The 18638-nt window shown below is 43.6% G+C and carries 20 protein-coding genes and 1 pseudogene; 18 read left to right on the top strand and 3 right to left on the bottom strand.

The features are described 5' to 3' along the window. Positions 1-3 precede the first annotated feature (3 nt). From ACFILO_RS06230 to ACFILO_RS06190, 9 genes are read left to right on the top strand one after another with little or no spacing between them, the layout of a single operon-like run. On the top strand, positions 4-585 hold the full coding sequence (locus ACFILO_RS06230) for a hypothetical protein (RefSeq protein WP_375678000.1): 582 nt from the start codon (positions 4-6) through the stop codon (positions 583-585). Then, complete coding sequence (locus ACFILO_RS06225; protein WP_375677999.1) at positions 578-2506, top strand: phage terminase large subunit family protein; 1929 nt, start codon at positions 578-580, stop codon at positions 2504-2506. Before ACFILO_RS06230 ends, ACFILO_RS06225 begins: the two co-directional genes overlap by 8 nt. Before the next feature lie 3 nt (positions 2507-2509). Further along, complete coding sequence (locus ACFILO_RS06220) at positions 2510-2758, top strand: phage head-tail joining protein (protein WP_375613951.1); 249 nt, start codon at positions 2510-2512, stop codon at positions 2756-2758. Beyond that, a complete protein-coding gene (locus ACFILO_RS06215; RefSeq protein ID WP_375677998.1) occupies positions 2758-4326 on the top strand; it encodes a phage portal protein in 1569 nt (522 codons plus the stop codon). Before ACFILO_RS06220 ends, ACFILO_RS06215 begins: the two co-directional genes overlap by 1 nt. After that, positions 4316-5386: a S49 family peptidase gene (locus ACFILO_RS06210; protein WP_375677997.1), complete on the top strand. Its 1071-nt coding sequence runs from the start codon at positions 4316-4318 to the stop codon at positions 5384-5386. The genes ACFILO_RS06215 and ACFILO_RS06210 overlap by 11 nt, the downstream gene beginning before the upstream one ends. Further along, positions 5269-5649, top strand: coding sequence for a hypothetical protein (locus ACFILO_RS06205; RefSeq protein ID WP_375632645.1), 381 nt, complete (start codon positions 5269-5271; stop codon positions 5647-5649). The genes ACFILO_RS06210 and ACFILO_RS06205 overlap by 118 nt, the downstream gene beginning before the upstream one ends. Beyond that, entirely contained in the window at positions 5646-6014 is a 369-nt protein-coding gene (locus ACFILO_RS06200) for a head decoration protein (protein ID WP_375677996.1), read from the top strand. Before ACFILO_RS06205 ends, ACFILO_RS06200 begins: the two co-directional genes overlap by 4 nt. Before the next feature lie 12 nt (positions 6015-6026). Beyond that, complete coding sequence (locus ACFILO_RS06195; RefSeq protein ID WP_375677995.1) at positions 6027-7106, top strand: major capsid protein; 1080 nt, start codon at positions 6027-6029, stop codon at positions 7104-7106. A gap of 1 nt (position 7107) precedes the next feature. Beyond that, complete coding sequence (locus tag ACFILO_RS06190) at positions 7108-7464, top strand: hypothetical protein (protein ID WP_375677994.1); 357 nt, start codon at positions 7108-7110, stop codon at positions 7462-7464. A 27-nt stretch (positions 7465-7491) separates the two neighbouring features. On the opposite strand, the gene ACFILO_RS06185 is transcribed toward ACFILO_RS06190, so the two are convergent. Next, positions 7492-8577 carry a hypothetical protein gene (locus ACFILO_RS06185; RefSeq protein WP_375654031.1) on the bottom strand — a complete coding sequence of 362 codons (1086 nt, stop codon included), beginning with the start codon at positions 8575-8577 and terminating at the stop codon, positions 7492-7494. Positions 8578-8958: 381 nt separating this feature from the next. On the opposite strand from ACFILO_RS06185, the pseudogene ACFILO_RS06180 reads away from it, so the two are divergent. Further along, a pseudogene (locus ACFILO_RS06180) lies at positions 8959-9603 on the top strand (phage antirepressor KilAC domain-containing protein). Further along, positions 9600-9878 (top strand): hypothetical protein, encoded by a 279-nt coding sequence (locus ACFILO_RS06175; RefSeq protein ID WP_375677993.1) that lies wholly within the window; start codon positions 9600-9602, stop codon positions 9876-9878. The pseudogene ACFILO_RS06180 and the gene ACFILO_RS06175 overlap by 4 nt, the downstream one beginning before the upstream one ends. A 44-nt stretch (positions 9879-9922) precedes the next feature. Here the strand turns inward: ACFILO_RS06175 and ACFILO_RS06170 are convergent, their stop codons facing one another. Then, complete coding sequence (locus ACFILO_RS06170) at positions 9923-10219, bottom strand: HigA family addiction module antitoxin (protein WP_004861504.1); 297 nt, start codon at positions 10217-10219, stop codon at positions 9923-9925. 16 nt (positions 10220-10235) lie between these two features. Continuing rightward, positions 10236-10550 (bottom strand): type II toxin-antitoxin system RelE/ParE family toxin, encoded by a 315-nt coding sequence (locus ACFILO_RS06165; protein WP_273790985.1) that lies wholly within the window; start codon positions 10548-10550, stop codon positions 10236-10238. Positions 10551-10602: 52 nt separating this feature from the next. Here ACFILO_RS06165 and ACFILO_RS06160 point away from each other — a divergent pair, with 52 nt between their 5' ends. From ACFILO_RS06160 to ACFILO_RS06130, 7 genes are read left to right on the top strand one after another with little or no spacing between them, the layout of a single operon-like run. Continuing rightward, the gene (locus ACFILO_RS06160; protein ID WP_375677992.1) at positions 10603-11151 is read left to right on the top strand and encodes a hypothetical protein; all 549 of its coding nucleotides are present in this window, start codon (positions 10603-10605) and stop codon (positions 11149-11151) included. Then, positions 11132-11821 carry a phage baseplate assembly protein V gene (locus ACFILO_RS06155; protein WP_375677991.1) on the top strand — a complete coding sequence of 230 codons (690 nt, stop codon included), beginning with the start codon at positions 11132-11134 and terminating at the stop codon, positions 11819-11821. Before ACFILO_RS06160 ends, ACFILO_RS06155 begins: the two co-directional genes overlap by 20 nt. Further along, complete coding sequence (locus tag ACFILO_RS06150) at positions 11818-12159, top strand: GPW/gp25 family protein (protein WP_208438644.1); 342 nt, start codon at positions 11818-11820, stop codon at positions 12157-12159. The genes ACFILO_RS06155 and ACFILO_RS06150 overlap by 4 nt, the downstream gene beginning before the upstream one ends. Then, a complete protein-coding gene (locus ACFILO_RS06145; protein WP_375677990.1) occupies positions 12156-12983 on the top strand; it encodes a baseplate J/gp47 family protein in 828 nt (275 codons plus the stop codon). Before ACFILO_RS06150 ends, ACFILO_RS06145 begins: the two co-directional genes overlap by 4 nt. Further along, complete coding sequence (locus ACFILO_RS06140; protein ID WP_375677989.1) at positions 12983-14089, top strand: phage tail protein; 1107 nt, start codon at positions 12983-12985, stop codon at positions 14087-14089. The genes ACFILO_RS06145 and ACFILO_RS06140 overlap by 1 nt, the downstream gene beginning before the upstream one ends. 1 nt (position 14090) lies before the next feature. Next, positions 14091-17234: a DUF4815 domain-containing protein gene (locus ACFILO_RS06135; protein WP_375677988.1), complete on the top strand. Its 3144-nt coding sequence runs from the start codon at positions 14091-14093 to the stop codon at positions 17232-17234. Between the two features lie 13 nt (positions 17235-17247). Beyond that, a complete protein-coding gene (locus ACFILO_RS06130) occupies positions 17248-18630 on the top strand; it encodes a Bgr_08870 family protein (protein WP_375677987.1) in 1383 nt (460 codons plus the stop codon). Positions 18631-18638 lie beyond the last annotated feature (8 nt).

Raw genomic sequence — 18638 nt, 5'->3', positions numbered from 1 at the left:
ACTATGAATAAGAAAACGCGTAAGGGTCTATCGGTTCGTGCGTTTGCAAAAAAGATAGGTGTTTCACATAATGCGGTGGTTTCTCGATTTAAGACAGGGAAATTTGATAAGGCTCTTTTTGAAGATGGTTCTGTCAATGAAGCCCTTGCCACAAGCATCTGGAATGAGAATCCAACAAAGCGCCCTGCTCCATTTTTAGCGCCTGATGGTCAACCGCGGACAAAGATCAAACAAGCCTCCACAGAGGGCGCTAATGAATACAAGATAAAACTGGAGCGAATGCAAGTTGCGCTTGAAAGCGAAAAGATTGCCCTTGAACGCTTACGCGAAACAACCGTTGACCGTGAAGAAGTCAAGAGAGCAGCCCGTGAGTTTGGAAGAGCACACCGTGACGCTATGTTGAATTTTCCGCATCGTTTTGGTGCAAGCATTGCTGCACAAGTTGGATGTGATGCAGCCAGCCTTATTGGTGCTATTGATTATTACATGAGAACCGCTTTACTTGAGGCGGTTAATATTCCAGTGCCTTTTCATGATCCTCATTCTCCAGAGTTAGAGAACTTGCAAGAAACGAATAATGGATGACAATGCAGTCGAAGAATTTTTCGCTAATGCCAATAACGCACGACAACCCGACCCACCGTACACGGTTTCGCAATGGGCGGATAAGAATAGATACCTTAGCACGGTAGCAAGTGCTGAACCTGGATTGTGGAGAACAAAGCGGACCCCCTATTTGCGTGAAATCATGGATAACCTTTCCTCTCACAAACCAATTGAAACAACTATTGTCATGAAAGGGGCGCAAGTTGGCATGTCAGAGGCAGGATTAAATTTCTGCGGTTATGCTATTCATTATAGTCCGGGACCTGCCCTTTATGTCATGCCAACGGTTGAGACAGCCAAAAAGCTTTCAAAGACGCGGCTTGATCCTATGATTATGGCAAGCCCTGCTTTAAGCGAACGCATTGCCCCAGCGCGGGCACGCGACAGCGGGAATACCATGTTTTCGAAAGAGTTTGATGGTGGGGCATTGATGCTTACAGGAGCCAACAGTGCTGCTGGTTTGCGTTCCATGCCTATTCGTTATCTGATTTTAGATGAGGTGGATGCCTATCCTCTCAGTGTCGATAACGAAGGTGATCCGGTGATGATTGCCGAAAAGCGCACATCAACCTTTGTACAACGAAAGATCTTTAAATTGTCCACACCCACCCACCGTGACACAAGCCGTATTGCCAAAGATTTTGTACTAGGAGACCAGCGATATTACAACGTGCCTTGTGATGCATGTGGTGTTCTACAGCCGATTGTTTGGTCACAAATCAAATGGCCGAAAGGGGTTCCCGAAAAAGCTGTTTTTGTTTGTGCGCATTGTGGTCATGAACATGCTGAGCACCGAAAAACAGATCTCATGTGTGAAGAACGAGGAGCATGTTGGGTACCAACCAGTGAATCAAGCAGACCGAATTTGCGTTCTTACCATATTTCGGCACTCTATTCACCTTGGCTTACTTGGGGGGAATGCGCAAGAGAGTTTTTAGATGCCAAGGATGATCCGGCACTTTTGCAGCCTTTTGTCAACACAGTGCTTGGAGAGCCATGGGAAGACAGAACAGGCGAAGTTGTTGATCCTGATAGCCTCTATGCAAAACGCGAAGATTATCCTTTGGTACCAGAACAAGCCGTGTTGTTAACAGCGGGTATTGATGTGCAAAATGACCGCTTAGAACTTGAAGTGGTGGGATGGGGGCGTAGTGAAGAAAGTTGGCATATTGATTATCAGATCATCCTTGGTGATCCCTCTTCTTTTGAAGTCTGGGACCAGCTGGATGAATACCTTACAAGACGCTGGCCACATCCAGGCTATAAAGATGGCATCAAGATAACGGCTGCTTGTATTGATACCGGTGGTGGACACACACAAGCGGTTTATAATTATGTGCGCCCGCGTGAGGGACGACGTATCTGGGGGATTAAGGGACAAGCGGGATGGCGTGCGGTCTGGCCACGCCGACCAAGCAAAAACAATAAAGGACAGATTAATCTCTATATTGTTGGGGTTGATGCAGCAAAAGATATTATCACAGCACGGTTTAAAAAATCCGGTTCTGAAGCATCGGGGGCTGGTGCAACACACTTTCACAAAAGCCTTGATCGAGAATATTTTGACCAACTGACCGCTGAAAGAAAAGTCATCAAATATTTTAAAGGCTTCAAGCGTATTGAATGGCAAAAAAGTGAAAAGGCAAGAAACGAAGCCTTGGACTGTAGGGTCTATGCTTATGCTGCTTTACAAGGTCTGATTTCGGCAGGAATAAACCTTAATCGAGAAGTCGATATCTTAGAAGAGCGTCTGGAAAAACTTAAAATTGAAGGCGCTTTAGAACAGCCAACATCAGAACATGTGCCCTCTCCTTCTCCAAGAAGATCTCAGACAGCACAGCCTCAAAAGAAGCCATTCAGAACAATGATGAATCCTTATATGCGAGGGGATTGGAGGTAATTTGTGGGTGAAACTTTAGAACCAATTAACAGTAAAATTGAAAGACTTGAAAACTTAAAAAGGCGGCGTGAACAAATTGAAGAGGCTCTTTATTCAGGTGCACAATCGGTACGCCATGGCGATAAGCAAGTAAGCAACCGCTCTGTTGAGGAACTGCGCAGAGCGCTTGAGATGCTGAACACACAAATAGCCAACCTTGAAGGGCGCAAGCGTTCACGCGTTTTCTATTTTAATATATCACGAGGCTATTAATGGCTGGCTTTATCAATAAACTCACGGGCTTTTTTACAATTTCTCGTCAACACAATCCCCATTTTGAAGCGGCAAGTAAAAGCCGTCGCATGGGTGGTTTTGACCCCGCCAAAAAACATATCAATAAAGCCATTGAGGAATGCGGTGATACCATTGTTGCCCGTTCAAGATGGCTTTATGACAATGAATCTCTTTATGGGTCTGCAACGGAGGAATGGGTCTCTGCGGCTGTAAGTGATGGGATTAAACCTTATCCTCGTATTGAAGGCTTTCAAGAAGAAAAGAAAAAGCTTTTAGACTTATGGTGGCAATGGGTTGATGAAGCCGATTATGATGAAGATACCAGCTTTTATGGGCTGCAAGCAACCATTGCACGAGAGGTCTTTTTAACCGGAGAGTGCTTTGTAAGATTGCATTATGTTGACCTCTACGGGCGCTCTGGCGTGCCTCTTCAATTGCAAGTTTATCCAACCGAAATGCTAGACCTTACCTACAATGGACCTGCTGAGATTGAAGGCAATTACATTCGTATGGGGATTGAATTTAACGCCAGTGGTAAGCGCGTTGCTTATCATTTCTGGGAACATCACCCCTATGATGATGTCCCTGCAAATATGGCATTTGAGAGCCAAGAGCGCGTGCGCGTCCCTGCTGAAATGGTCCTTCACATCAAAGAGCGCCGTATTGCCGGACAATTGCGCGGTTCTCCCAAAATAACGCGCGCTATGACAAAGATCTTTCAACTCGAATCCTATGATGATGCAGAGCTTGAACGAAAAAAAACAGCGGCTCTTTTTGCGGTGTTTATTACAGGGAAGGAATCTCATGAGGCAGAGTTAGAGGATAATCGTGAAAAAACGAAAATTGAACAGAAGGTAGAAAAGAAGATTGAAGAGGTACCCGAAGAGCATCCAATTTACCCTGGCTCAGTTAACGTGGTCGATGGCGAAAAACAAATTACATTTTCAACCCCTGTTGAGGTTGGTGGTTCTTACGAGGCTTTTCAATTTCGCAATATCTTGAAAATTTGTGCAGCACTTAATATGCCTTATGCCGTTGTGACTGGAGACGTTACGCGGGGGAATTTTTCTAATGTGCGTACCTCTATCATTCAGTTTAGACGGCACGTCAAACAATGGCGTGAACATATTATTGCCTTTCAGTTTAACCGCATTGTTTGGGAGCGTTTTGTTGAAATGGCAGTGCTTTCTGGATGTGTCAATTTGCCAGGGTGGGAAGAAAATTCCTTGCCATGGCTTCAATGTGAAAGCTTTGCACCCCCGCTTGAAATGATTGATCCAAACAAGGATATCTCAGCGGAAAAAGAAGAAATCCGTGCAGGCTTGAAAACACGACGCATGGCACTTGCCGAGCGTGGCTTTGATATCGACAGCATTCATGCCGAACTGCAAGAAGAGCACACAGACGCTCGTGCGCGCGGCTTATCTTTTGACACGGATATGGCAGCGCCCTCTGGTAGCAATCAAGTGATTGATACCGCAGATTCAGACCCTTCTGAGACTTCTGAAAGTAACCAAGGCAGTGAGGCACATAAAAATGGTGAATAATCTCGACATGCCGTTTTTGGCATCACGGCTTTTTGGGGTTCCTCATATGCTTGCCTCGACAAAGCTTGATATCATTTTGAATGCTCTTGCACCACGCCTTTTTGAGGGAGAAAAGTTTCCCATTGAAGCTTATTCGCAAGAGAATACAGAAGCTTTAAGACCCCCTGAAACTTATGTAGTACAAAACAATGTTGCTATCCTACCAGTTCATGGCACGCTTGTGCGCCGTGGTGCATGGCTTGGGGCTTTATCGGGGCTAACCTCTTATGAAGGTTTAAGCGCTTCTTTTCGTGAAGCCATTGCACAACATGATGTTCGCGCTGTTTTATTTGATATTGACAGCGGCGGTGGAGAAGCCGGTGGTGTGTTTGATTTGGTTGAAGAGTTTCAAACACTCTCAAAACAATACGACAAGCCCATTTGGGCACATGCCAATGAGTTTGCCTGTTCTGCAGCTTATGCCATTGCTTGTGCGGCTTCTCAAATATGGGTAGCTCGTACAGGGGTTGTGGGCTCGATTGGAGTTGTTTGTGCCCATCTTGACCAGTCCCGTGCAGATGAAAAACACGGGCATAAATGGACCTTTGTCTTTGAAGGTGATCACAAAACCCATGGCAACCCTCATGAACCCTTGAGCGATACAGCACAGATAAAAATGCAAGCCGATTGCGCCCTGCTCTACGAGATGTTTGTCGATTTGGTGGCGCAAAACAGACGCTTAAATGCTGCTGCAATTCGTGACACAAAAGCAGAAACTTTTATAGGCACCCAAGCGATCACGCTTGGATTAGCAGATGCGCAGGGCACTCTTGCGCAAGCGTTGGAAGCTTTAACGGATTCCATATCACAAAACCCAACATCAACAGAAAAAGAAGGACAAAACACATGGCACGCACACAATACCGCGCTGAAGAAGAGGATGACGAAAAGATCGTCGACATCATCAATGACGAGGAAGAGGACGAAGACGATAGTGACATCGACAAAAACGCCGAAATCTTTGACGACGAAGAAAACGAAGATGAAGATGAAGACAATGAGGACAAGCAGGAAAACATAAAAGCTGCTCTTGAAAAAGAAAGAAAGCGCGCAAAAGCACTAACAACCCTTGAAAGGCAAGCAAAGCACTTAGGCGTTTCTTTTGACGCAGCAAAAGCTATTCAAAACGGTATGAGTATCGAGAAAGCACGCCAGTGTGTGTTGACGGCTGCTAGCTCTCAAAGCGCGTCTTTAAAAGTCTCGCCTTATACCCCTCATAGTGATGGGACGAGCAAGGCAAAGATTCATGCAAAATGGGAAGCAGCTTGGAGGGCAGTGAAATGACGAATATTATTTATGACGACGTACGCAATGGCGCTTATCTTGGACCCTACGACCCCGATATGTCAAATGAAGAAGTGGTGTTTGCATCAGGAGCATTCATTGAAGCGGGAACTGTCATGGGGAAAATTACAGCATCACAAAAATATACCCCCCTTAATCCAGCAGCAGCAGATGGCAGTCAAATCCCTGCGAGGATTTCTTTTGCCACTGTTGATGCCTCTGAAGCAGATCAACGTGCCGTGATGACAGCACGCTTATGCACTGTAAAAGCTTCTGAACTGCTATGGCCAGATGCCATTACAGACGAACAAAAAAGTGCTGCCATTCAGTCTCTCGAAGACCATAACAACATTCTATTGCGATAGGAGAATGCACACATGGATATGAATTTTTTTAAACATGATGCTTTCTCAAGCATCACAATGATGAAAGCCATCGAAAACTATGAGTTTCAACCTGGTCTTGTAAGTTCTCTTAATCTTTTTGAAGAAGTTGAAACCAGTACCACAGTGGTTGGTATTGAACGGCGTGATAATACATTTTCGCTTATTCAAACCAGTGAACGCGGGGCACCTTTGGCAGAAGGTGATAGAGAGGGTCGTAATCTTCGGTTTTTCAAAACAACACGGATTGCCAAAAGTGATACGGTGAAATCAGAAGAAATCCAAAACCGGCGTGAATTTGGGACAGAAGATCAGTTAGAGACAGCAATGAAATATATTGCCAGAAAACAAAAGAAACTGATTTCTGAAATAGAATTGACATGGGAAAATATGCAACTTGGCGCTGTTCAAGGGGTGGTTCTTGATGCCGATGGCTCTGTTATTGTCGATTGGTACAAGGAATGGGAAATCGCACCACCAAAACCCGTTGACTTTAAACTAAATACAGAAACAACCAATGTTGCGGACCATGTTGATCAAGTCATTATGAGGATGATTGAGGCTTCAAAAGGAGCATTTTCTGATCGTTCACGGATTATTGGGCTTTGTGGAAATGAATTTTTCTCCAAATTGAAAAACCATAAAACAATTCGGGAGACCTATTTAAACACAGCCTTAGCACAGACACTCAATAGCGCCGGAGGTGTTGCAACACCAAGTTCGATTGGCTCTGGGAGCTTTGGCAGTTTTGACTTTGCGGGTGTCACTTTCATTAATTACCGGAGTATCCACAACTATAATGTAAGTGCGAAAGCTGGAACAAAGCGCGCCATAGGCATTAAGCCTGATGAATGTCAATTCTTTCCTGTTGATGCGCCTGGTGTCTTCCAAAAAACCTTTGCTCCTGGTGAAAGCTTGGATTTTGCCAACACGGTTGGAAGACCTCTCTACACGATGCTTATCGTCGACCACGACCGTAATGCATGGGTAAAACCGGGGAGGGTCTATAGCTATCCGCTTTACATCTGTACACGCCCTGAAATGCTGTTTAAAGCGGTCAGTGGAGGAAAATAACATGCGATGGCATGGGCTGCTAAACCAAATGGTTAAAGATGTGCGCAACACTTTTGGGCAGCCCATCATCTACACACGAAAAGACAACGAGCAATCTTTTCGTATCACAGCGATTTACGGCATTAAGCATTCAGAATCGGACGCCGGTGGCAGAATCTCCACCACAATTGCAAGAAAGGAACTTGATCTTTGTATCAATGACATTGGAGGATTACCACCAAAACCTCAAGATAGTATTGTGATCATCTCTCCTGAAAACAACAAAGCCCCCTCTTCTCAAGAGCATTTCATTGTGATAGATGTACAAGCTTCAGAATCCGGTATGTATAAGCTTATCTTGCGGGAGCTAAAACAATGAGTAACCTTTGTCTTGTGTGTTTCAAAATCAATAAGGCTGCCCAAGAACTCGGATTACTGCTGCAAACCTTGGATTTGGAATAGCACTAAATCGGTAATTCCATGGTGCGCCGGTACGGTGACTGATGTGACATCCTTGGTATGTTATAGTTACTGATGCAATTCTTGCCCAAGTAGTCCTTTCATTATCTTCAGGGCTTTCAAATACAATAGCTTGATTTGTTACTAAAAGACGTCCTAAAATCGGAGTCTTTTCGCCAATATCGAAGGTAACGCGTTCTTGAACTCCCAACAGTTTTTCATTTTGTACTAAACGATAATCATATTCACTTGCGTCAAGTTCTTGAAACATTTCACATGCTTCCTCAAAATTAGAGGGAGGAATATCTGATTGCCACAGAGCAACTTCTTGCTCAAAGCTTTTTTCCTTTTTTGTCTCACGATAAGCAATAATAACAAAAATTAAAACAATAAGAATGGGTACTAATAACCATGGCGTAATAGTTACTGTTACCACAATGCCTCCAATCAGTAGAGCACAAAGGAGAACGATCTGTACCCTCTTTTCTAACCGTTTTTTTTCAAGTTCCGGCGACATTTTATTAACAACTGATAAATCAGAAGAAGGATGGATATGCGGGGGAGGCATTAAAACCTGCTCTGAAACTTTTTCTTTAAAACGTTTGTTGCGTTTATCTTGCCAATGAACAAAAATAGACAATGCAATAAATGCAAAGAAAATTAACCTGAACCATCCCCAAAAACCTAGACCATCATTTTCGTCTGACTTTTTATCTTGAACATGGATACTTTGCTTATCAGTATTCTCAGGTAGTGCCTTTGTCACGCTTTCATTTTGAGTAGCAACATCTATTAATAAAGTCGAGGAGGAGGAAAAAATTTCATTATTGTACGCAACTTGATCTGGTTTGATTTTGTGAAAAAAAAACGCACCTAATATTGCAGAGCCGAGAAATAATAAGACTCCAATGCCAAGGGTTTTCAATCCATTTTTGCACCATTTTTTTATACACACTAAAACAAGTCCGACAACCATCACCGGTAACGACAACAAACATACGATCATCGCAATTGTATCAAGTATGTCGAGCATTATTGTCCCCTCCACTATAAATAAAAAACTAAGCTGGAAAATCTAAAGTGAGTCGACAAATAAAGTAAATATGTGCTTATGATTTTTAGAAAAAAGTGATATTATTATAGGAGTATGAATAATCGAAACAGGAACCTAACGAACACCTTAAATACTAAGCAGATAAGCTACCGAGATAGTTTATTTTCGCACATTAAAGGCTTTGACTCATTGTATGTTACTCGCATATAGTGATTTTGTGGGGTGTGGTTATGCTATAACACACCTTCATAGGAAAGCATAATGACGGACTTACTACCGTGTTTTTCAGTGCTCGGCACTTTCTAATTAAAGAGTCAATGAAAAACGTCTAAGTAGTAAGGAGTTCACCATGAATACTCTATAGAAATTAAAGAACAAACTATTGGCCAAGTAAACAGTTCAAACTGTTAACGCACGTGAATTATATTGCGTTTTTGGAAATAAAGTCTGAATTTAGAAAACGGTGGAAAAGAAAAAGAATACCACATTACATTAGACATGGCTAAACATCTTTCGATTATAGAGCGTAATGACAAAGGGCATGAGGCACGTCAATACTTTAACAAATGTGAACGGCTTTTGAAACAAGTAACAACACCACAAGTTGACTACTCTAAACCCGAGGCATTGCTTGGTGTTTTGAATCATCTACAAAGCCAAATCGAGCAAAAGGATAACACCATTGCTGAATTAGCACCAAAAGCAGAGGCTTTGGAAGGTCTAAAACGCTCTGATGGTTTATTCGGTCTTATTGAAGCAGCAAAGATGTTGGAAGTACGACCAAAGGATTTGACCGATTATTTGCGTAAACATGATTGGGTGTATCGACGGGCTCCAGGGGCGCCTTTGTTACCTTATCAGGATAAGATCAAGAAAGGATTCATGGATTGTCCCGCTATTACCATTCAAAGACCGGATGGTACAGAAAAGGTGCTCCCTTCAACGAAAATCACATCTAGAGGATTGGCATGTTTGAGAGAACAAATCTTTGGGGGTGTGCAATGAAAATAGATACCAACTTCTTATGCGATTTGTGGATGGCATTATCTCAATTTTCTAATGATGAAAATGTGAGCGACAAAGATTGTAGTGCTCTGGTTCAAACTATGAATGCAATAGAAAATGTTCTAGTTTTAAAGCTTCAAGATGACGTGCCCAATATTACAAAAATCTTGGCAATTTTGACAGATTTTGGAGCTTCAGAACTTCCACATCGTATGGATTCTTTGTTGCGAACTTATGAACTAAATTTAGACAACCCCATTAAAAAGGTTGCTTAATTAAAAACACAACTCCCCTCCCTATCGTTAAAGGTGGGGAGTGGTTAAACCCTACATTCAAATTTATTGATTTTGGCAAATTCGTCTGCTTTTTCAGTTTGTAATATACTAACGTCATAAGCAGCTTGCATGTTAAGCCAAAATTCAGCAGTAGTATCAAAAAAATAGGCTAATCTGAGAGCTGTATCGGGAGTCACTGGACTATTTTCAGCAACAATACGTTCTATTCTCGTGCGTGGAACATTTAATGCTTTTGCAAGAGCATAAGCAGAGAGAGCATATTCTTTTAAATATTCCTCTCGTAAAATTTCTCCGGGATGAATAGCAATATAATTTTTCATCTCGACCTCCTACAGATCAATGATAATCTACGATTTCAACTTCATAGGCGCCATTAGAGCGCCATTCAAAACAAATACGAAACTGGTCATTAATACGGATAGAATATTGACCTTTACGCTCTCCTTTCAATGCTTCTAGACGATTTCCCGGAGGACTGCGCAAATCTTTGAGATCAACTGCTTTATCGAGCATAAACAATTTTCTTTGGGCTATACGCACTAGAGTGGTGGGAAAGCCTCTGGGCGGATTGCCTTCTAAAAGATCTTTACACCGCTTATCCGCAAAAGATTCAATCACCAAATCACCTTTATTCGTTCTTTTACGTATCATAACACGATACCAATATAAAGAAAAGGATAAATGTTAAATAACAGGAGCTCCCATGCATCCGAGAGAAACGATAAGGGAAAGCTTTGTTGCTTTGATAAAGGCAGCAAAGACGGTAGCTGGTGACAATGTTTTCAATATGCGTGACTTCAATTTATTTATTGAAGCAATGCCAGCTATTAATATCTCAACACAAAGTGAAACAATTGAAGATGGACATGATTTTGGCTTAAGGCGGCGTGTTTTAACGCTAGATGTTGAATGCTATGCGACATGTGAAGATGGCGCACGTTTTGTTGATCAATTAGCATGGGAAGTTGAGGAGGTTTTCTACGCTAATCCCAATCTCAACAACACAGTTGAAACATGCCGCCTGCAAAATATTGCTTTTGCCTTTGGCGATAATGGCGCCCTAGCGCTCCATGGTGCGATTTTAACCTTTGAAGTCATTTATGTGACCAACATCCCCAACATGGATGAAGAAGAAGGCAGTGTAACAGCAAGAATCGTTGAACCTTTCTTAAGCTTTAAACCCGAAACAGGCGTGAGAAATAAAGATAAATACCATAAAATTGAAGGTGGACATGTTAGAGCGGCGCGATAAAGAGATCACAGATCTAAAGAGACGTGTGGCCAATATGGTTGTGGTGGGGAAGATTAGCCATGTCGACCATAAAAACGCACGCTATCGGATAACAAGTGGCAATCTTGTCAGTGACTGGATTCCAGACACACAAGCCCGCGCCGGTAAAACACGCTCGTATGAAGGGCGTGATATCGGAGAGCAAGTGATTGTTATCTCGTCATCAGGGGATTTATCACAAGGGGTGATTGTTGGTTCACTTCATACCGATGCTAATCAAGCAGCCGATAAAGGCAGCATTCACCGAACGATATACCCTGATGGAACCAGCCTTGAATATGATGATGAACAAAACACTTATGGAATTCACATCAAATCAGGGGGAAAATTTATCCTGACAATCGCTGATGGTGTGTCACTAAAAGGTGATGGTGGCAAGCTAGAGCTTACGGCACCGGAAGGCATAAAGATTGTTTCAGAAAGCGATATAAATTTAAACGCAAAAGGCGGCATCTCTTTGAAGGCAGGTGGTGGCGTTTCACTGAATTCGAATGATAGTCTCTCTCTTCATTCTGGAAATAATGTTTCCATTCATTCAAGTGGACTAAAGCATAACGGCACCAATGTAGGAGCAACACATGTTCATGGTGGTGTTTATTCTAGTGGCGCAATGACAGGAGGTCCCAATTGAACAGTGGAATGGACCGTACAACAGGAAAGTCATTGACCGGCATTGATCATTTACGCCAATCAATCCTTGATATTTTGTCAACACGGATTGGTTCGCGTGTAATGCGTCGTGATTATGGTTCACGTGTTGCGGAACTCATTGATGCACCGGTTAATAATGCTTTTGCTGTTGCCCTTTATGCCGCTGTTGCTGAGGCTTTAGACAAGTGGGAACCGCGTTTTAAATTGAAAAAAATTGATTTTAAATGGAGTGAGGCTGGACAAGTTTCTTTGTCCTTTGAAGGCATTTATTTGCCATCCGGCAAGCCCATTACCATGGAAGGATTATTGATAAAATGAATGGATTGCTTGCAAAACCCGAAATCATCACAGAACTTTCTTTTGAGGAAATACGCGCTGCTGCTCTTGCCCATTTAAAAGAGCTTTTGCCGGAATATACCATTCTTGAAAGTGATCCGGCTGTAAAAGTCATTGAGGCTTTTAGCTATCGAGAGTTGCTTTTAAGACAGCGTATTAACGAGGCGGCACGCAACAACATTCTTGATTTTGCAACCGGTGAATCTCTTGACGCTTTGGGAAACTGGCATGGTCTTGCCCGCATGGAGGGTGAAAGTGACGAGAGATATCGTGAACGCATACAGCTTCATGCCCGTGGTGGTAATGGGAGCGGGACAGAACCCTATTACAAGCTTATCGCCTTAACAGCCGATAGCTGTGTGAAGGATGCGATTATTTATCGTAAAGGCAAAGACCCAACCATCTATGTTGCTCTTTTTGGTAATAATGAAGAAGGAACGGCATCTGAAGATCTCATACAAACAGTTTCAGAAGCTCTTCACAAAAAAAATATCATCATGACCAATGATACAATCATTGTTCACGCTGCTGTTAAAAAAGTGCTGGATTTAGAAGCAGATGTTTGGCTGTTACCAGAAACATCTTTGAAAATTCTCACAACAATGAAAACAAATTTAAGAACAGCATGGCAACAAGAACAAGCCATTGGTCGTGAATTAAGCCTCTCGTGGTGGATTTCAAAACTAATGATTTCTGGTGTCCAAAAAGTCATTGCCATTACCCCAACACAAGACAGTATGGTTTGTGATGAAGAAATTTTATCGATTGGAAAAATCACCTTAAACTTCAAAGGGCGTGCGCGCTAATGGTTGCTTCCCTCCTTCCCACAAACGCGACGGAATTTGAAAAGCGCCTTGCCGATGCTTGCGATTTTCATCAAGATATTGATGGTTCTGTTTTGGGGATTTCACGCGCAAAACTGATCACACGCCCTCCCCGTTTCTTGCCGTGGTTGATTGAAGAATACGGGCTTGGAGAGCTTACACCTTATGTTCCAAATCTCTATGATCTGATTGATCAAGGGATTCAATGGCAGCGCTTGCGTGGTTCCCTTGCAGCAATAGAGTTGGGGCTTGAATGGCTTCAGATTACAGCACGCTTTCAACCCGCCTGGACGGGGCGCGCATGGTGGAACTCCTTTCAACTTGATTTTGATCAGTTGCCTGAACGGAAAAGCCTTGAAGCTATTGAAGCGATTACCGACCTTTCCAAAAGTTTGCGCTCTGATTTTCGCCGTGGGACCTATGGTTATGATGTGCAAGCTGTTGAATGCAATATGTCACGCCTTGATGACAGCATGTTGGAGTATGAGAGCGGTGTTCGTTTAACAGCTGGGGACACTTTGTTTTCCTTTGGACGCACAACAGAGATCAATCACACGCTCACAAGAGAAGAAGGCAGGCTTATTGGTAATTGGATAGATGACTTTGACGAGGAGTTAAGCTGGAACCAAATTGATTATCCTTGGGATTTGGCAAATTTTCCGTGGTGTTCGGTCAAAAAACATGAACGCGATATACTCATGGCAGAGTGGTTTAGCAACCGCACGCTTTATCTCGTGTTAAGAGACAGCCAAAATAGCGTGATTGGGTATCGCAGATGCTATGCTGTAGCGCCTGTCGAACAGGCTTTGGATGGTGTGTACAACCATTGTGGCAACAGATTTAACCCTTCCCCAACCGGCACTCTGTTGTTTCTTGCAGCACGCACAGATTTTCACGATGTTGATGGCAAACAAGCAGCATTTGTTTCTATTCTCGTTCACGGCATTCCCAAACAAGATATCCCCCTTGGAAAGCTTTGGTGTGACGTCAATGAACTGAATGGTGGTGTCGAGATACTCAAAACACCCATCAATATTCCTTTGCGCGCCGATGTTCGCGAACAATTCAAGATTTTATTGAGGTTTTAATATGAAGCATGAAAGTGGTTTACCCTTTGCAATTGACAGATCTCGCGGCAAAGAGGAACAACAAAGCGTTGTCTTTTATGGCACGCGTCCCTTTATTCAAAGTGGTGAACTCAATGAGGTTCAAACCATCATCAGGGGGCGGCATGACCGCTTGGGGCGCCTTGTTGCAAAAGAAGGAGACCGCGTTGAACGGGCTGATGCTTTTGTCAACAAAGACACAAGGACCGTCACTTTAACGGATGGCAAGATTTATATTGCCGGTGATATTTTTCCCGTTGCACCAGCTGTACTCAACAATGTTGCCATGATTGGGCGCTTGGAAATTGGTGTGAAGCTGCAAAAAAAATGGATAACACACGAAGATGATCCAGAGCTCTTGGGGCAAGTCCCTGGCACCTTAGCAGAAGGAGAACCTGGTGCCGCACGAGAAACAGCAAAACTTGTTTGGGCACTGAAAGAGGATGCACAGAGAGGCACTTTCTTTCCGGTTTATATTTTGCAAGATGGTGTTCTGATTGACCAAAAATCACCCTCACTGCTTGAACCAGCCATGCAAGCCATTGCTACTTACGACCGTGCGCATGGGCATTATATCGTGAGTGGATGCCGTGTGAGCGCATTGGGAGCAAATAACGGTTGCCAAGTGTTTAGCATTCAAGAAGGAGAAGCCAATATCAATGGCTTTAAACGCAAACGCCTTGCTGCTTTGCGCCATGAAGAGGTGCAAGATTTTTCGACAAGCGTTGTTCCAAGCGAAACGCATATTTTTGCGCCTCCAAAAGGGAAAACAAGTTTCACCTTTAAACCCTATTATTTTCCGATTGCTGATATTCAGTCTCTTTTGTTGACAAAAGAAAAGACCGTTACCGTCACCCGTGGTGCCGTTGCTGCTGGGCGTGATGGTGTTCCTGATAAAAGCATCACCGCGTTTATTAAAGTTGTGCAAGGCAACAAGGAATTTAAAGAAGGCACAGATTTTAAAAAAACAGGAGACACCATTGATTGGGCACCCGTGGGAGACGAACCTTTAGTGGGAAGCAGCTATCAGGTGACTTATCGCTACCGCGCAAAAATCACTGCTGATAAAGTAACAGCGCAGGAAATCACTGTCTCAGGTGGGGCGCAAGGTGGTGATATTATCGTCAGTTACACTTACAAATTACCCCGCATTGACCGTATTGGTCTCAACACGGGGGGCAATGTGGTTTACATCAAAGGTATCTCAGTAGACCAACCCATGGCACCCAGTGTCCCTGATGATGTGTTGTCCCTTGCAACGATCACCAACAACTGGCTTGAAACGCCGGTTGTGGTCAATGATGGCACACGTGTTGCCCCCTATGATGAGATGTGGCGCTATTTTCAACGGGTGCTCTCGCTTGACCGTCTCATGCAATTAGAGCGCATTAAAAGCAATGTTGACTCTAAAGAACCCGTTGCCAAAAAGGGCATGTTTGCTGATCCCTTTCTTGATGATAGTTACAGAGATGAAGGCTTTCAACAAACGGGGGCTGTAGGCAACGGCATTTTGCAGCTTGCCATTGATCCAACCTTTTACACTGCTCCTTTAAAAGCGCCTGTTACGCTTGACTGGACAAATGAAGTGATCATTGCGCAAGAGTTGACAACTGCTTGCGAAAAAATCAATCCTTATCAAAATTTTGCACCCCTGCCTGGTACAGTAACCCTTGAACCCGCGACAGACTTTTGGCATGAACAGCGTACCGATTGGCTCTCAAGCGTGACCAATCAACTGAACATGGGATGGAACCGTGGGAGAAGCGTTCGTAAAACAGAAATCAGTGATGATTTGGTGAGTGCAACCCAAGAGAAAATCAATTTTTTAAGACAAATTACCCTTTCCTTTAAAATTGAAGGTTTTGGCAGTAGCGAAATCTTGGAAAGTCTTACCTTTGATGGTGTGAATGTTTTACCAAAAACAAAGCTTGTTGCTAACACCAAAGGCACCCTTGAAGGCACTTTCACGATTCCACAAAATATTACGGCTGGTACAAAAAATGTTGTGGCACGGGGAAAAGGTGGAACCATTGCTACGGGGCTTTTTACAGGGCAAGGCGTGATTGATGTGAAAGTGATGCGGCGCACCACCACGGTGAAGATCTGGACGCAAGTGGACCCACAAGCGCAAGTCTTTACCCCTGATGCAACACGGCAAATCACCGGAATTGACTTTCATCTTTGTAAAATCGGCAATCAGAACCATGATCTGGTGATTGATTTGGTCACCACAGAAAATGGCTATCCTACCGCTGATATTCAAGCGCAAAGCTTTTATTCTATGAAGGGCGCAAAGCTAGGTTGGGCAGAAGCACGCTATGATGTACCACTCCTTGTGATGGATGACCGCTTAACGGCTTTCGTTATCAAGACAGATGATGCTGATCATTCTGTCTCACTGGCAAAGCTTGGAGATTTTGATGCAGAACACCAGAGATACGTCTCGAGCCACCCTTACGTGACCGGACCACGCTTTTCTTCTGTCAATGCTAGGAGCTGGACCGCTCATCAAGATGAGGCTTTAGCCTTTCGGGTGTTGGCGGCACGCTACACACAAACAGAAAAGATTGTCGATTTAGGCACCTTTGACCTTGTAGACTGCTCTGATTTGCAAATACGCGCAGCCATTGAATTGCCTTCAAGTGAGTGTTCTGTCATCTTTGAAATTGAACGAAACAATGGCACGGTTTATCAACTTCTTCCCTTTCAATTGCTAAGCCTTACTGAATATATCAGTGAAAAGGTAAAGCTTCGCGCTATTCTTAAAGGCACCGAAAAGCTCTCACCCGTCTTGTTTGCGCCTGTTCAATTGATTGCGGGGAAGATCCATAAAGAAGCCACTTATGTCACGCGTGCTTTTGCCTTTGGGGAAAAGGCAAGGTTGACCAGTTATATCAAAACATTTTTACCAGGCGGTGCAACATTTACACTCGAGATGCAACTGGATGATGGTGCTTTTGTTCCTCTCACATTAGAGGAAACAGAGCAGTTATCCGAACCACTTTGGACAGAACGAAAATTTGTAAGCCACGACAAAACAGCCAAACAAGCACGTTTGAAACTCACGCTTACCGGTGGACCGGCGGCACGGTCAATGGTGAGTGATTTTGGTGCCGGTATATTGTGATGGGAGAACAGAGATGACCAAAACCAAAAAACTCGACATGGAATTGCCTAAAGAAGGTCGCTTTATCAGTTCTGAATTCCCAATCTTGCGGGAAAACTTGACCAAAATTGATCAAGCTCTTTTGGCTGTTGAGGAAAAGATAAACGAAAAAGCACCTTTACAACACACGCATACCATAAGCGAAATCACAAATCTAGAAAGCGCTCTCAATGGCAAAATGGCAGCGGATAAAACTTTCTCATTTGCTGATTTAAGCGATATCGAAGGCGCAAAAGATGCTGCCAACAATTATGTTCTCTATAAATCAAGCAATAATAACTTCACTTTTGGCAGTGCTGTCTCTCTATTAGGCGCACACCAACATAAAACCGAAGATATTGTGGGGCTTGACGATTTTAGAGCTAAGATCAACGAAGATCTCACAAGCTATGGACGCTTAGCCAGCCCAAATGAATGGCAGAATTATAATAAATTTACCAGCAAAGTCACTATGAGTGGTGGCTTAGAACTGTTGGGTAATTCGTCGTTTAATCTCACCCACAATAATAAAGTTGTGACAAGTCTAAGTGCAAGTGGAAGCATGCTTAAAGGTCCAGCAACTGTTGATGGTAAGGCACTTTACACAAAAGATGAGGCTACCACTGTTCTTCAAAAAATACGCAATGAGATTGCAAAACTGAAAGAAGTTACCGCGCTTAATCCCCTTGAAATCCTCATGACAGAAAGTGGTACCATTCCATTTCCTGATAGTGTTAATAGCTACACCGATATTGAAATATGGGCGTGGGGTGGCGGTGGAGGCGGCAGTAATATAAAAGGCGGTGGTGGAGGTGGCGGCGGTTGCGTACGTATTAAAATCAAAGGATACCAGCTGGGAAACTCAAAAAATGCTCAAATTGGACGTGGTGGGAAAGGCGGTAATAACGAAAGGGGAGGCATAGGTGGTCAAACAATAATTCAGGGACTTCTTACCGCAGGCGGTGGCGGAGGTGGTGGATATTATGGATACGGAACTAGTGGCAGTGAAGGAAGTGCCAACAGCAGTGGTCGCGGCGGTAGCGGTGGCAGCTACTACTCTAGTAACAGTAATGTTAATGGTAGCAGTTCTACTTTCGGTGGCGGGAGTGGTGGTGGCTACGCATACTATAGAAGTAACGACGGCCCCTTTATTGTCTACAAAACAAACATTGGACATGGTGGAAGCTCTATTTATGGGGGGGCTGGTGGTGGTTGCAGTGATGGTATCGCAAAAGGGGGTTACAGTGGGAAAGGCGGCAATGGTGGTGATGGAAATGGTTTTACCAGCGGCGGTGGCGGTGGCTACTTTCCAGGAAAATCTGGTGGAGATGGCGGCAATGGTGGTGACGGAGCAATCTTGTTGAGATTTTTTATCTAGGAGTTTTT

It is taken from the genome of Bartonella sp. AP72JLCBS (assembly GCF_042195705.1).
Taxonomy (GTDB): domain Bacteria; phylum Pseudomonadota; class Alphaproteobacteria; order Rhizobiales; family Rhizobiaceae; genus Bartonella.
Note: the sequence above shows the minus strand (reverse complement) of the source record. Positions and strands in the feature narration are given on the sequence as shown.

Excerpts from the sequence above, each read along its gene's own strand:
- ACFILO_RS06145 (WP_375677990.1), top strand. The coding sequence starts at position 12,156 with ATGAATGGATTGCTTGCAAAACCCGAAATCATCACAGAACTTTCTTTT.
- ACFILO_RS06225 (WP_375677999.1), top strand. The coding sequence starts at position 578 with ATGGATGACAATGCAGTCGAAGAATTTTTCGCTAATGCCAATAACGCA.
- ACFILO_RS06215 (WP_375677998.1), top strand. The coding sequence starts at position 2,758 with ATGGCTGGCTTTATCAATAAACTCACGGGCTTTTTTACAATTTCTCGT.
- ACFILO_RS06160 (WP_375677992.1), top strand. The coding sequence starts at position 10,603 with ATGCATCCGAGAGAAACGATAAGGGAAAGCTTTGTTGCTTTGATAAAG.
- ACFILO_RS06155 (WP_375677991.1), top strand. The coding sequence starts at position 11,132 with ATGTTAGAGCGGCGCGATAAAGAGATCACAGATCTAAAGAGACGTGTG.
- ACFILO_RS06190 (WP_375677994.1), top strand. The coding sequence starts at position 7,108 with ATGCGATGGCATGGGCTGCTAAACCAAATGGTTAAAGATGTGCGCAAC.
- ACFILO_RS06135 (WP_375677988.1), top strand. The coding sequence starts at position 14,091 with ATGAAGCATGAAAGTGGTTTACCCTTTGCAATTGACAGATCTCGCGGC.
- ACFILO_RS06210 (WP_375677997.1), top strand. The coding sequence starts at position 4,316 with ATGGTGAATAATCTCGACATGCCGTTTTTGGCATCACGGCTTTTTGGG.
- ACFILO_RS06175 (WP_375677993.1), top strand. The coding sequence starts at position 9,600 with ATGAAAATAGATACCAACTTCTTATGCGATTTGTGGATGGCATTATCT.
- ACFILO_RS06170 (WP_004861504.1), bottom strand. The coding sequence starts at position 10,219 with ATGAAAAATTATATTGCTATTCATCCCGGAGAAATTTTACGAGAGGAA.
- ACFILO_RS06230 (WP_375678000.1), top strand. The coding sequence starts at position 4 with ATGAATAAGAAAACGCGTAAGGGTCTATCGGTTCGTGCGTTTGCAAAA.
- ACFILO_RS06165 (WP_273790985.1), bottom strand. The coding sequence starts at position 10,550 with ATGATACGTAAAAGAACGAATAAAGGTGATTTGGTGATTGAATCTTTT.
- ACFILO_RS06130 (WP_375677987.1), top strand. The coding sequence starts at position 17,248 with ATGACCAAAACCAAAAAACTCGACATGGAATTGCCTAAAGAAGGTCGC.
- ACFILO_RS06140 (WP_375677989.1), top strand. The coding sequence starts at position 12,983 with ATGGTTGCTTCCCTCCTTCCCACAAACGCGACGGAATTTGAAAAGCGC.
- ACFILO_RS06185 (WP_375654031.1), bottom strand. The coding sequence starts at position 8,577 with ATGCTCGACATACTTGATACAATTGCGATGATCGTATGTTTGTTGTCG.
- ACFILO_RS06200 (WP_375677996.1), top strand. The coding sequence starts at position 5,646 with ATGACGAATATTATTTATGACGACGTACGCAATGGCGCTTATCTTGGA.
- ACFILO_RS06195 (WP_375677995.1), top strand. The coding sequence starts at position 6,027 with ATGGATATGAATTTTTTTAAACATGATGCTTTCTCAAGCATCACAATG.